Annotated in this window: 10 protein-coding genes; 7 read left to right on the plus strand and 3 right to left on the minus strand. The window is 61.0% G+C overall.

Features of this window, described 5'->3' with window-relative positions:
- Positions 1–59 precede the first annotated feature (59 nt).
- Positions 60–884, minus strand: a complete 825-nt coding sequence (gene tcdA / locus B3I26_RS10190) for a tRNA cyclic N6-threonylcarbamoyladenosine(37) synthase TcdA (protein WP_296257558.1) — start codon at positions 882–884, stop codon at positions 60–62.
- Between the two features lie 348 nt (positions 885–1,232).
- Between tcdA and B3I26_RS10195 the strand changes: the two genes are divergently transcribed.
- From B3I26_RS10195 to B3I26_RS10225, 7 genes are all read left to right on the plus strand, one after another.
- A complete protein-coding gene (locus B3I26_RS10195) occupies positions 1,233–3,821 on the plus strand; it encodes a glycosyltransferase family 2 protein (protein WP_296257559.1) in 2,589 nt (862 codons plus the stop codon).
- 99 nt (positions 3,822–3,920) lie between these two features.
- Complete coding sequence (gene dapE / locus B3I26_RS10200) at positions 3,921–5,072, plus strand: succinyl-diaminopimelate desuccinylase (RefSeq protein WP_296257560.1); 1,152 nt, start codon at positions 3,921–3,923, stop codon at positions 5,070–5,072.
- Positions 5,072–5,881 carry a putative RNA methyltransferase gene (locus tag B3I26_RS10205; protein ID WP_296257561.1) on the plus strand — a complete coding sequence of 270 codons (810 nt, stop codon included), beginning with the start codon at positions 5,072–5,074 and terminating at the stop codon, positions 5,879–5,881. The genes dapE and B3I26_RS10205 overlap by 1 nt, the downstream gene beginning before the upstream one ends.
- Positions 5,882–5,946: 65 nt before the next feature.
- Positions 5,947–6,324 carry a hypothetical protein gene (locus tag B3I26_RS10210; protein ID WP_296257562.1) on the plus strand — a complete coding sequence of 126 codons (378 nt, stop codon included), beginning with the start codon at positions 5,947–5,949 and terminating at the stop codon, positions 6,322–6,324.
- A gap of 682 nt (positions 6,325–7,006) precedes the next feature.
- On the plus strand, positions 7,007–9,499 hold the full coding sequence (gene plsB / locus B3I26_RS10215; protein WP_296257563.1) for a glycerol-3-phosphate 1-O-acyltransferase PlsB: 2,493 nt from the start codon (positions 7,007–7,009) through the stop codon (positions 9,497–9,499).
- Positions 9,500–9,534: 35 nt separating this feature from the next.
- Positions 9,535–9,933, plus strand: coding sequence for a YbaY family lipoprotein (locus B3I26_RS10220; RefSeq protein WP_296257564.1), 399 nt, complete (start codon positions 9,535–9,537; stop codon positions 9,931–9,933).
- Positions 9,934–9,978: 45 nt separating this feature from the next.
- Positions 9,979–10,668 carry a DUF4197 domain-containing protein gene (locus tag B3I26_RS10225; RefSeq protein WP_296257565.1) on the plus strand — a complete coding sequence of 230 codons (690 nt, stop codon included), beginning with the start codon at positions 9,979–9,981 and terminating at the stop codon, positions 10,666–10,668.
- 70 nt (positions 10,669–10,738) lie between these two features.
- Here B3I26_RS10225 and B3I26_RS10230 read toward each other — a convergent pair whose 3' ends face one another.
- Together B3I26_RS10230 and B3I26_RS10235 are read right to left on the minus strand one after the other, a co-directional pair.
- Entirely contained in the window at positions 10,739–11,305 is a 567-nt protein-coding gene (locus B3I26_RS10230) for a DUF4337 domain-containing protein (RefSeq protein WP_296257566.1), read from the minus strand.
- A gap of 266 nt (positions 11,306–11,571) precedes the next feature.
- Entirely contained in the window at positions 11,572–12,354 is a 783-nt protein-coding gene (locus B3I26_RS10235) for a class I SAM-dependent methyltransferase (protein WP_296257611.1), read from the minus strand.
- Positions 12,355–12,376 lie beyond the last annotated feature (22 nt).

Raw genomic sequence — 12,376 nt, forward strand, 5'->3', positions numbered from 1 at the left:
ACGCGATCAGCGGTCCGAGCCACATATCGAGGCGGACGGGATGAAGATACGGGCGCGCCTTATGAGTCAGCGGCTTGCTTGGCCTTGACCCGTTCCGCCGGACGCCGAACGCCTGCCACGATCTTTTCTACCGCCTTGGTGGCTGCGACCATGCCGAAGGTCGCCGTGACCATCATGACCGCGCCGAAACCGCCGGCGCAGTCGAGTTTCACCCCATCACCGACAAAGCTTTTCTGCAGGCAGATGCTGCCATCCGGCTTGGGGTAGCGCAGTTGCTCGGTGGAGAACACGCAAGGCACGCTGTAGTGACGGGTCACGGTGCGTGAGAATCCGTAGTCGCGGCGCAGGGTCGAGCGCACTTTTGAAGCCAAGGGGTCGTTGAAGGTGCGGTTCAGGTCGCAGACCTGGATCAGCGTCGGGTCGATCTGCCCGCCCGCGCCGCCGGTGGTGATGATCTGGATCTTGCGCCGCTTGCACCAGGCAATCAGCGCCGCCTTGGCGTTGACGCTGTCGATGCAGTCCAGCACGCAGTCGATCGTCGGCGTGATGTACTCGGCCATGGTTTCGCGGGTCACGAAATCGGCCACGGCATGCACCACGCAGTCAGGATTGATCTCCCGCAAACGTTCGGCCATGACCTCGACTTTCGCGCGGCCGACGGTGCTGGTCAGGGCATGCAGCTGGCGGTTGCTGTTGCTGACGCAGACATCGTCCAGGTCGAACAGGGAAATTTCTCCCACCCCGCAACGCGCCATGGCTTCGGCCGCCCATGAGCCCACGCCACCGATGCCGACCACCGCCACATGGGCCGCACGCAGGCGTTCCAGGCCCTCGATGCCATACAGACGGGCGACGCCGGCAAACCGTGGATCTTCTGTGCTCATGACCAATACCCCAAAAAACCGGCGCGCATTATAGGCCGTGCTTGAGATTGGGACAGCTGTCTGTTGCGGGTGTTTGGTCCGAAAAACCACTTCAGCATGGGTACTCGGCGAGCGCCGCACATTGGTCTCGGGGTCTGCATGCCTTATCGACAGCAATAGTTTTCAGCAACGCCACCGCCGACACGTTGGCTGACACGGATCCTGAAACTGGATCGCAAACCTACAAGTATCCGCGAGACGGACTACATTTTTTTCAGAACAGAACTTCAACCTTTGGCAGATGCCAAAGCTCGTGCAGGCTGATGTCCATCAGTTCCCCCTGTTCCCGCCTAGGAACCTGAAGTCGCTATGCCATCGCGTAAATTTGGTCTTAATCTGGTTGTCGTCGTGGCGATTGCCGCGCTGTTCACGGGGTTCTGGGCGTTGATCAACCGCCCGGTGGCCTCCCCCAATTGGCCCGAACACATCTCTGGATTCTCCTACTCTCCCTTCCGCCTAGGCCAAAACCCGCAGAAAGGCGTGTATCCGTCTGACGATGAAATACGTCAGGACCTGGAATTAATGAGCAAGTCCACTGACAACATCCGCATCTATTCGGTGGATGGCAGCCAGCAGGACATTCCGAAACTGGCCGAGGAATTCGGCCTGCGCGTCACCCTTGGTATCTGGATTAGCCCCGACCAAGCGCGTAACGAGCGGGAGATCAATACGGCTATCGAACTGGCCAATACAACGCGCAGCGTGGTGCGTGTGGTGGTGGGCAACGAAGCGCTCTATCGGGAAGAAGTCACGCCCAAGGAACTGATGGCCATCCTCGACCGCGTGCGTGCGGCGGTAAAGGTGCCGGTGACCACCTCCGAGCAATGGCACATCTGGGAGAAATACCCGGAGCTGGCCAAGCATGTGGACCTGATCGCGGCGCACATTCTGCCGTACTGGGAATACATCCCTGTGGACAAAGCCGGGCAGTACGTTTTCGACCGTGCCCGGGAACTTAAGCACCTGTTCCCGAAAAAACCTTTGCTGCTGTCTGAAGTCGGTTGGCCGAGCAATGGCCACATGCGTGGCGGCGCCGATGCGACCCAGGCCGATCAGGCCATTTACCTGCGCACTCTGGTCAACAAGCTCAACCGTCAGGGCTTTAACTACTTTGTGATCGAGGCATTCGACCAGCCCTGGAAAGCCAGTGACGAAGGCTCGGTCGGCGCGTATTGGGGTGTCTACAACGCCGCGCGCCAGCAGAAATTCAACTTCGACGGCCCCGTTGTTGCCATCCCGCAGTGGCGCGTATTGGCCATCGGCTCGGCCGTCCTGGCGATGCTTTCCCTGGCACTGCTGTTGATCGACGGCTCGGCCCTGCGTCAGCGTGGTCGGACCTTCCTGACCTTCATCGCATTCCTGTGTGGTTCGGTACTGGTGTGGATCGGCTACGACTACAGCCAGCAATACAGCACCTGGTTCAGCCTGCTTGTAGGATTTTTGCTGGCGCTCGGCGCACTCGGGGTATTTATCGTATTGCTGACCGAAGCGCATGAGCTGGCCGAGGCGGTCTGGACGCACAAACGTCGCCGCGAATTCCTGCCTGTGGATACGGATACCGCCTACAGACCGAAGGTCTCGGTGCATGTGCCCTGCTACAACGAACCGCCTGAGATGGTGAAGCAAACCCTCAATGCGCTGGCGGCGCTGGACTACCCGGACTTCGAAGTGTTGCTGATCGACAACAACACCAAGGACCCGGCCGTGTGGGAACCTGTCAAAGCCCACTGCGAGATGCTCGGCGAGCGCTTCAAGTTCTTCCACGTGGCTCCGCTGGCGGGTTTCAAGGGTGGCGCGCTGAACTACCTGATTCCGCATACGGCAAAGGATGCCGAAGTCATCGCGGTAATCGATTCGGATTACTGCGTCGATCGCAACTGGCTCAAGCACATGGTTCCGCATTTCGCTGACCCGAAAATTGCCGTGGTGCAGTCGCCGCAGGATTATCGCGACCAGCACGAAAGCGCGTTCAAGAAGCTCTGCTACTCGGAATACAAAGGCTTCTTCTACATCGGCATGGTCACCCGCAACGACCGTGACGCGATCATTCAGCACGGCACCATGACCATGACCCGCCGCTCGGTGCTCGAAGAACTGGGCTGGGCCGACTGGTGTATCTGTGAGGATGCGGAGCTGGGCCTGCGAGTCTTCGAGAAAGGCTATTCGGCCGCCTACGCCCACAACAGCTACGGCAAGGGCCTGATGCCGGACACCTTCATCGACTTCAAAAAACAACGCTTCCGCTGGGCGTATGGCGCAATCCAGATCATCAAGCGACACACCGCGAGCCTGCTGCGTGGTAAAGACACGGAGCTGACGCGCGGCCAGCGCTATCACTTCCTGGCGGGCTGGCTGCCGTGGGTCGCCGATGGCATGAACATTTTCTTCACCGTCGGCGCTCTATTGTGGTCGGCGGCGATGATCATCGTGCCCAACCGGGTCGATCCGCCGTTGCTGATCTTCGCAATTCCGCCTCTGGCGCTGTTCTTCTTTAAGGTGGGCAAGATCATTTTCCTCTACCGCCGCGCAGTGGGCGTGAACCTCAAGGACGCCTTTTACGCGGCGCTGGCCGGGCTGGCGCTCTCGCACACCATCGCCAAAGCCGTGCTGTATGGTTTCTTCACTACCAGCATTCCGTTCTTCCGTACGCCGAAAAATGCCGACAGCCACGGGCTGCTGGTCGCCATTTCCGAAGCACGCGAGGAGCTGTTCATCATGCTGCTGCTGTGGGGCGCGGCGCTGGGGATCTGCTTGGTGCAAGGCCTGCCGAGCAACGATATGCGCCTTTGGGTCGCCATGCTGCTGGTGCAGTCGCTGCCGTATCTGGCGGCGCTGATCATGGCGTTTCTCTCCTCGCTGCCCAAGCCCAAGGCACAGACCGAACCGGCCACGGCTTGAAACAATGATGCGCTGTACCAAACGGCGGCCTTCGGGTCGCCGTTTTGCTTTAAGATGTCTGCCGTTTTCCGGCCCTACACTCAACTGCGCGGACCTTTCATGACAGCCCCAGCCGACCTCTCGCCTACTCTGCAACTCGCGTGCGACCTGATCCGTCGTCCATCGGTCACGCCGCTCGACGCCGACTGTCAGGCGCTGATGATGAAACGCCTGGGCGATGCCGGGTTCGCGCTGGAACCCCTGCGTATCGAAGACGTCGACAACTTCTGGGCCACCCACGGCACCGAGGATGGTCCGGTGCTGTGCTTTGCCGGGCACACCGATGTGGTGCCGACCGGTCCCGTACAGGCTTGGCAGAATGATCCGTTCGACGCCCTGATCGATGAAGACGGCATGCTCTGTGGCCGTGGTGCAGCGGACATGAAAGGCAGTCTGGCGTCGATGATCATCGCCACCGAGCGTTTCGTCGCTGATTACCCGAACCACAAGGGCAAGGTCGCGTACCTGATCACCAGCGACGAAGAAGGCCCGGCGCACCACGGCACCAAAGCGGTGGTCGAGCGTCTGGCGGCGCGCAAGGAGCGTCTGGACTGGTGCATCGTTGGCGAACCCTCGAGCACTGCGCTGGTGGGCGATGTGGTCAAGAATGGTCGTCGCGGCTCCCTCGGCGCTACCCTGACGGTCAAGGGAAAACAGGGCCACGTCGCGTATCCGCATCTGGCGAAGAACCCGATCCATCTGGCGGCGCCCGCGCTGGCCGAACTCGCCGCCGAGCATTGGGACGCAGGCAATGCTTTTTTCCCACCGACCAGTTTCCAGATCTCTAACCTGAACTCCGGGACCGGCGCGACCAACGTGATTCCCGGCGACCTGACGGCAGTCTTCAACTTCCGCTTTTCCACCGAATCCACCGTCGAAGGCCTGCAGAAACGCGTCGCCGATATTCTCGACAAGCACGGTCTGGACTGGCACGTGGAATGGGCCCTGTCGGGCCTGCCGTTCCTGACCGAACCGGGTGCGTTGCTCGATGCGGTGTCGGCCAGCATCAAAAGCGTTACCGGGCGCGAAACCAAGGCGTCCACCAGCGGCGGCACATCGGACGGCCGCTTCATTGCCACCCTCGGCACACAGGTGGTCGAGCTGGGGCCGGTCAACGCGACGATTCATCAGGTCAACGAGCGCATTCTGGCCAGCGATCTCGATGTGCTGGCCGAGATCTACTATCAGACTCTGGTCAGGTTGCTCGCCTGATGCTGACCTGCCCCATTTGCTCAGCCGCGCTTGATTCAGCCGACAACGGCGTGGTGTGCCCGGCGGGCCATCGCTTCGACCGCGCCCGTCAGGGTTACCTGAACCTGCTGCCTGTGCAGCACAAGAACAGCCGAGACCCTGGCGATAATCAGGCGATGGTCGAGGCGCGGCGAGACTTTCTTAACGCCGGGCATTACGCACCGGTGGCCAAACGTCTGGCTGAGTTGGCCGCCGAACGCGCGCCCGCCCACTGGCTGGACATCGGTTGTGGCGAAGGCTACTACACCACGCAGATCGCCGATGCGCTGCCGGGTGCCGATGGCTACGCGCTGGATATCTCCCGCGAAGCGGTCAAGCGCGCGTGTAAACGCAATACTCAACTAACCTGGTTGATCGCCAGCATGGCCCGCGTGCCGCTGCCGGGCGCCAGCATTCAGTTCATCGCCAGCGTGTTCAGTCCGCTGGATTGGGACGAAGCCAAGCGGTTGCTGTCGCCCGGTGGTGGCCTGATGCGTGTAGGACCCACCAACGAGCATCTGATGGAACTGCGCCAGCGCCTTTACGACGAGGTCCGCGACTACGCCGATGACAAGCATCTGGCTCTGGTCCCCGAAGGCATGAGCCTGCAACACAGCGAAACCCTGCGATTCAAGCTGACACTGGTGGAGGGCCAGGCCCGCGCCAACCTGCTGGCCATGACACCCCACGGCTGGCGCGCCAGTGCCGAGCGGCGGGCCAGCGTTATCGAACAGGCGGAGCCTTTCGAGGTGACCGTGTCCATGCGCTACGATTATTTCGTTTTGCAGTGAATGCTCGACTACCTAGAACGAATGAATCCGCGAATGGATTTTCCAGAACACACCCAGAGGCATCCATGCGCCAACCCGATATCGAGATTTACCTGAAAGACGCTGACGTTGATCACAAGGCCATCACCGCTTGGCTCACCGTGGACGTCGGCCCGTGCAGCGAATGGGTGCAGAAGGGCCAGACCTGGAAGTGCAAAGCCGGCGACATCCCGGTGACCTGGATTCCCAAGGCCGTCGGCAAATGGAACAGCCTGTGCCTGGACAGCGACAAGACGCCGTGGGACGACGATATCGCCTGCGCCCGTGCTGCCTTTGCCGCGCTCAACGTGGAAGTGCGCTGCGCACCGGGAACGTGGGTCGAGGAAGAGAGCGACGAAGACGCTGATCGCTGGATTCGTATCAGTGCCGACGGTGAGCAAGAGATTACCTGGCGTACGTCGTGAGCCCCAGGCCCCCCGGATGACATACGTTTGGGGGGCGTCCCACGCACAGCGCTTCTGCCCGCGGGGCGTAGGAGCGTGGCTTGCCCGCGATCTGGCGCGAAGCAGCAGCAAAACCATCCGGCTTCGTTCGGTCAGGTGTACCGAGAGTGCAGTATCTACTGCCGGTTCCCGGCAGATCGCGGGCAAGCCTCGCTCCTATAGCCTCCGGCCAGAATCAAAAGCGATCCCCGCGTACATCTTGGCCAGAACCAAACAGCGCTTCTGCCCGCAGGGCGTAGGAGCGTGGCTTGCCCGCGATCTGGCGCGAAGCGGCAGCAAACCATCCGGCTTCGTTCAGTCAGGTGTACCGAGAGTGCAGGACCTACTGCCGGTTCCCGGCAGATCGCGGGCAAGCCTCGCTCCTACGGCCTCCGGCCAGAATCAATAGCGATCCCCCGTGCATCTCCGGTCCAAGTCAAAAGCAATCCCGTGTGCATCTTTGGCGAGAATCAAAAGCAATCCCGTATACATCTGTGGCCAGAATCAAAACGATCCCCGCACGCATCTCGGGCCAGGATCAAAAGCCCCCCCCTCCACGTCCGCCGCCTTATCATCGCCCGGTAATCCCCGCCACTTTGCCCATCCCCGCCATATCCGGCAAACTGGCCGCCTCGTGGGCATTGCCCCTTTGCGCAGAATTCGTATGACCCGTTCCCCGTTTCGCCGTCTCGTCTTTGGCACCGTGCGTCGCCTGCTGTATTTATGGGTGCGCTCAGAGACGATCAATCAGTCGTCCTTCACCCTTAATCTCGACCGCAGCCGCCCGGTGTTTTATGCGCTACAAAGCCCGTCGCTGAGCGATCTGGCGGTGCTTGATACCGAGTGTCGCAAAGCCGGTCTGCCGCGACCTGTGCTGTCCGTGGCAGTGGGCAACCTGACAGAGCCTGCCGCATTCTTTTACCTGACGCCGGAACCCGACTGGCTGGGCCGCCAGGACAAACGCGGTGCGCCGCCTACCCTGGAAAGGCTGGTGGGCGCGGTGACGCAGAACGCCGCCGAGGATGCGCAGATCATCCCGGTCAGCGTCTTCTGGGGGCAGTCGCCGGACAAGGAGGACAGCCCGTGGAAACTGCTGTTCGCCGACAGTTGGGCCGTTACCGGGCGTTTGCGGCGCTTGATCACGATTCTGATTCTCGGGCGCAAGACCCGCGTGCAATTCTCTGCGCCAATCCATCTGCGTGAGCTGGTGGACCAGAACAAAGGTTACGAACGTACGGTGCGCATGGCGCAACGCCTGCTGCGCGTGCATTTCCGCAATCTGAAAACCGCCACGATAGGCCCGGACCTGTCGCACCGACGTAACCTGGTCAAAGGCCTGCTCGCCGATCCCCTGGTCAAACAGGCGATCCTCGACGAAGCCGCGCGGGAGAAAATTCCAGAGTCCAAGGCGCGGGAAAAGGCGCTGCATTACGGTAACGAAATCGCCTCGGACTACACCTACACCGCCATCCGCTTTTTGGAAGTGGTGTTGAGCTGGTTCTGGAACAAGATCTACGACGGCATTAAGGTCAGTCACCTGGAGGGCGTGCAGAACGTCGCCCAGGGCAACGAGATCATTTACGTACCGTGCCATCGCAGCCACATCGATTACCTATTGCTGTCGTACCTGCTTTTCCGCAATGGCCTGACGCCGCCGCACATCGCTGCCGGCATCAACCTCAATATGCCGGTGATCGGCAGCCTGCTGCGCCGTGGTGGCGCATTTTTCATGCGCCGCACGTTCAAGGGTAACCCGCTGTACACCGCTGTTTTCAACGAATACCTGCATACCCTGTTCACCAAGGGCTTCCCGGTGGAGTACTTCGTCGAGGGCGGACGTTCACGTACCGGGCGCATGTTGCAGCCCAAGACTGGCATGCTCGCCATTACGATGCGCAGCTATCTGCGCAACTCGCGCACGCCGATCGTTTTCGTCCCGGTGTACATCGGTTACGAGCGTGTGCTGGAAGGCCGCACTTACCTGGGTGAATTGCGCGGAGCGACGAAAAAGAAAGAATCGATTTTCGACATCTTCAAGGTCATCGGCGCGCTCAAGCAGCGTTTCGGTCAGGTCTCGGTCAACTTTGGCGAGCCGATCAAGCTCGCCGAATTTCTTGACCACGAGCAGCCGGACTGGCGCACCCAGACGCTTGGCCCGGTGTTCAAGCCTGACTGGCTTAACGAGACCACTCACCGGCTGGGCGAGCGTGTGGCTCGTCATCTGAACGAAGCCGCCGCGGTCAATCCGGTGAATCTGGTGGCGCTGGCGCTGTTGTCGACCAACAAGCATGCACTGGATGATCAAGCCCTGGCCCGTGTGCTGGACCTCTACCTGAGCTTGCTGCGCAGCGTGCCCTATTCGCCGCATACCACGCTGCCGGACGGTGATGGCCGGGCGCTGATCGAGCATGTCAAAGGCATGGATCTGCTCTCCGAGCTCAAAGACACGCTGGGCAAGATCCTCTATCTGGACGAGCCGAACGCTGTCCTGATGACCTATTACCGCAACAACGTGCTGCACATCTTTGCGTTGCCGTCGCTGTTAGCGAGTTTCTTCCAGAGTTCGTCACGCATGAGCCGCGAGCAGGTGCTGCGTTATGTCCGCGCGCTGTACCCGTACCTGCAGTCGGAGCTGTTCATTCGATGGTCGCTGGAGGAGCTCGACACGGTAGTCGATCAATGGCTGGCAGCGTTCGTCGAACAAGGGCTGTTGCGCCAGGAGAATGACGTCTACCTGCGCCCCGTTCCAAGCTCGCGGCACTTCGTGCTGCTGACGCTGTTGTCGCGGGCCATCGCGCAGACGCTGCAACGCTTCTACATGGCGATTTCGCTGCTGCTCAACAGCGGCCAGCACACACTGACCGCCGAAGAGCTGGAGGATCTGAGCACGATCATGGCTCAGCGCTTGTCCATACTGCACGGCTTGAATGCTCCGGAATTCTTCGACAAGAGCCTGTTCCGCCACTTCATCCAAACGCTGCTGGAGCAGGACGTGTTGCGCAAGGATGACAGCGGCAAACTGGGCTATCACGCGTTGCTGGGCGAGCTGGCCGAAGGCGCGGCCAAACGGGTATTGCCCGCCGAGATTCGCTTGTCGATTCGCCAGGTCGCGCTGCATCGCAACGAAGAAGTGCTGGATGCAGGCCCGAGTGTCTGATTAACACGCCTCAATGCATCAAGGAGATTCGCACAATGAAGCACCTGTTACTGACCCTGATGACCACCGTTCTGGCGGCCTGTGCCCACACCCCGGACAATCTGCCCGGCACGCTCGACGGTGAGGTCTTTTATCTGCAGCGTATGGCGCTGCCGCCTACCGCGACGTTGAAGGTCACGCTGCAGGATGTGTCGCTGGCCGACGCCCCGGCCCAGACCCTGGCCAGCGAGAGCGGGCCGATCAAGGGCCAGGTCCCGCTGCCGTTCCATCTGACCTATGACCAGAAACAGGTCAAGCAAGGCCACACCTACACCGTCAGTGCGCGCATCGAAGTCGACGGCAAGCTGCTGCTGATCAGCACCGAACGCTACACCGTGGACCTGACGCTGGAGGAAACGCCGCCCGTCAAGATTCGTCTGAACCCGGCCAGTTAAAGCACCTGCACCCGATCTTCTTTAGCTTTGAAAAGGACGTAACCCATGCTGCTTCGCTCCCTCTCGCTCACCGGCTTCTGTGCCGGCCTGCTGCTCTCGGCCAGCGCCTTCGCCTTGTCTCTGGGTGACCTGTCGCAATCGGACGCCACCGGTGGCCTCAAGGATGCGCTGACCCAGGGCGCGCAGATCGCCGTCAAGCAACTGGGCGTGCCTGGCGGTTTCAGCAATAACAAGGACGTGCGCATCGAGCTGCCAGGCAAGCTCGGTAAAGTCGCGAGCAAGATGAAGCAGTTCGGCATGGGCGCGCAGGTGGATCAGCTGGAGGCCAGCATGAACCAGGCCGCAGAAGCGGCGGTGCCTCAGGCTCAGGCCCTGCTGGTGGATGCCGTGAAGAAGATGAGCGTGTCTGATGCCAAGGGCATTCTCAGCGGCGGCAAGGATTCGGCGACCCAGTATCTGGACAAGACCAGCCGCGAGCAGATCCGCGCCAAATTCCTGCCAGTCGTCAAACAGGCCACCGACAAGGTCGGCCTGGCGCAGAAGTACAACGCCTTCGCCGGACAGGCTGCAAGCCTGGGTGTGGTCGATGCCAAAGACGCGAACGTCGAAGGTTATGTGACCGAAAAAGCCCTCGACGGCTTGTTCGAAATGATCGCCAAACAGGAAGAAGGCATCCGCGCGAACCCGGCAGCGGCGGCCACCAGCCTGGCGAAAAAGGTGTTTGGCGCGCTGTAAACCAAGCGCTCGACCCGAAACGAAAAAAGCCCCGGCGCCCAACAACGCCGGGGCTTTTCGTTGCAGGCGATCAAAGATTGAACCATGCCATCACGCCTAGCAAAACACTGACCCCGCCCGCGCCGATGGACACCTTTTGCAGCCATTCCTTTCGGGTAAGCAAGGTGATCGCGGCCAGGGAAATCGCCATCTGAATGGCCATCATCGCTTGCGCCCAGCGGTGATGGGAATGCAGCACCTGCTCGGACTTTTCATCCCACGCCTGCGCCTGAACCTCAAGCGCCTCAGCCTTGGCCCGGGCGGCTTCCTTGTCCACGTTGTAACGCTGCACCTGAGCGGCGTAATGCGCCGCGTCCAGACCGGGAATGTGGCTGGCCAGGTCCGCAAGGTTCTCGCGACTTGACTTGGCCTGATAGTAATTCCATTGATTGGACGCTTCGGTCTTCTTGATCGCTGCGTTGTTCTTGTCCATCGCCGCCTCACTCTCGGTGGACCCGGCCTGATAGCTGAGCAAGGCACCGACAGTGGCCATGATGGCCGTCATGACCGCGATCCTTCCGGCAAATCGGTCGCCGGGGGTGTGCGCGTGTTCGACATGGTGTTCGTGAGGGCTGGGAACTTCGAAAGATTCGGACATGGGCTTATATCGCCTGAAACGACCTTGACACGGATAGTGCTTGAGCAGCGGGAGCTGGCGGGCGGGACTATAGGAGAAATCCTCGAGGCAGAGAAGCCAGACCGTGAATCCGTTCAGTGAGTAGAAAGGCGGCGCCGCTCGATCGGTCTATAGCCAGATGAACGAGCATCGCTCCCTGCAGCTGCGCGGCTTGCCAGCGCCGAGGTTATTGGAATTGCCAACGCAGGCAAGCGCTGCTGCTGGAGGATTGCCTGCGACCTGCGAATCTAGGTTTTCAAGGCCTTCTTCGGATAGATGTCATAGCGGCTGGACTTGCCATCCAGCGCATACCCCGGCTTCACGCCTTCGATGCTCGGCGCCTTGCGCGGGCGTTTGACCACCACGCGGTGGGTGGCAAGCGCCAACGCCGCTTCGAGCAGCGCAGGGGCGTCCATGTCATCGCCCACCAAGGGCCGAAACAGGCGCATTTCCTTCTTGACCAGCGCGGTTTTCTCGCGGTGGGGAAACATCGGGTCGAGATAGATCACCTGCGGCGGCTCGCCTTCCCACGTGCGCAGCAGTTCGATTGAATTGCCGGTCAGCAGGCGCATCTGGCTAATGATCGCGCCCACGTCCAAATCCTGCGCGCCGCGCGCCAGGCCATCTTCAAGCAGGGCGGCGATGATGGGCTGACGTTCGATCAGGCTCATCTCGCAACCCAGGCTCGCCAGCACGAACGCGTCCTTGCCCAGGCCCGCCGTCGCATCCAGTACCCGCGGACGAACCCCGGGCTGAACGCCGACCGCCTTGGCGATCATCTGCCCGCTGCCGCCGCCGAACAGCCGCCGATGGGCCGCCTTGCCTTCAACGAAATCCACCCGCACCGGGCCGGGCACATCATCGCCCAGTTGCTGCAATTGCAGACCGCCGTCGCTCACTTGCAAGGCAAAATCAGCCTCGGCATCCTCCAGCGGCAGGCCCAGACGCTCGGCCCAGCGCGCGGCTGCGTGCTGGCCTTCAGGGCTCAGGGTTTCGACCCGAATGCGGCTGGCCGCTTGCTGCTCACTCATTGTGTCCACGCTTTTAAATTCT

The sequence above is a fragment of the Pseudomonas sp. UBA5706 genome (assembly GCF_002419965.1).
Classification (GTDB): domain Bacteria; phylum Pseudomonadota; class Gammaproteobacteria; order Pseudomonadales; family Pseudomonadaceae; genus Aquipseudomonas.

Coding starts and splice junctions, on each gene's coding strand:
- tcdA (WP_296257558.1), bottom strand. CDS start 884: ATGAGCACAGAAGATCCACGGTTTGCCGGCGTCGCCCGTCTGTATGGC.
- B3I26_RS10195 (WP_296257559.1), top strand. CDS start 1,233: ATGCCATCGCGTAAATTTGGTCTTAATCTGGTTGTCGTCGTGGCGATT.
- dapE (WP_296257560.1), top strand. CDS start 3,921: ATGACAGCCCCAGCCGACCTCTCGCCTACTCTGCAACTCGCGTGCGAC.
- B3I26_RS10205 (WP_296257561.1), top strand. CDS start 5,072: ATGCTGACCTGCCCCATTTGCTCAGCCGCGCTTGATTCAGCCGACAAC.
- B3I26_RS10210 (WP_296257562.1), top strand. CDS start 5,947: ATGCGCCAACCCGATATCGAGATTTACCTGAAAGACGCTGACGTTGAT.
- plsB (WP_296257563.1), top strand. CDS start 7,007: ATGACCCGTTCCCCGTTTCGCCGTCTCGTCTTTGGCACCGTGCGTCGC.
- B3I26_RS10220 (WP_296257564.1), top strand. CDS start 9,535: ATGAAGCACCTGTTACTGACCCTGATGACCACCGTTCTGGCGGCCTGT.
- B3I26_RS10225 (WP_296257565.1), top strand. CDS start 9,979: ATGCTGCTTCGCTCCCTCTCGCTCACCGGCTTCTGTGCCGGCCTGCTG.
- B3I26_RS10230 (WP_296257566.1), bottom strand. CDS start 11,305: ATGTCCGAATCTTTCGAAGTTCCCAGCCCTCACGAACACCATGTCGAA.
- B3I26_RS10235 (WP_296257611.1), bottom strand. CDS start 12,354: ATGAGTGAGCAGCAAGCGGCCAGCCGCATTCGGGTCGAAACCCTGAGC.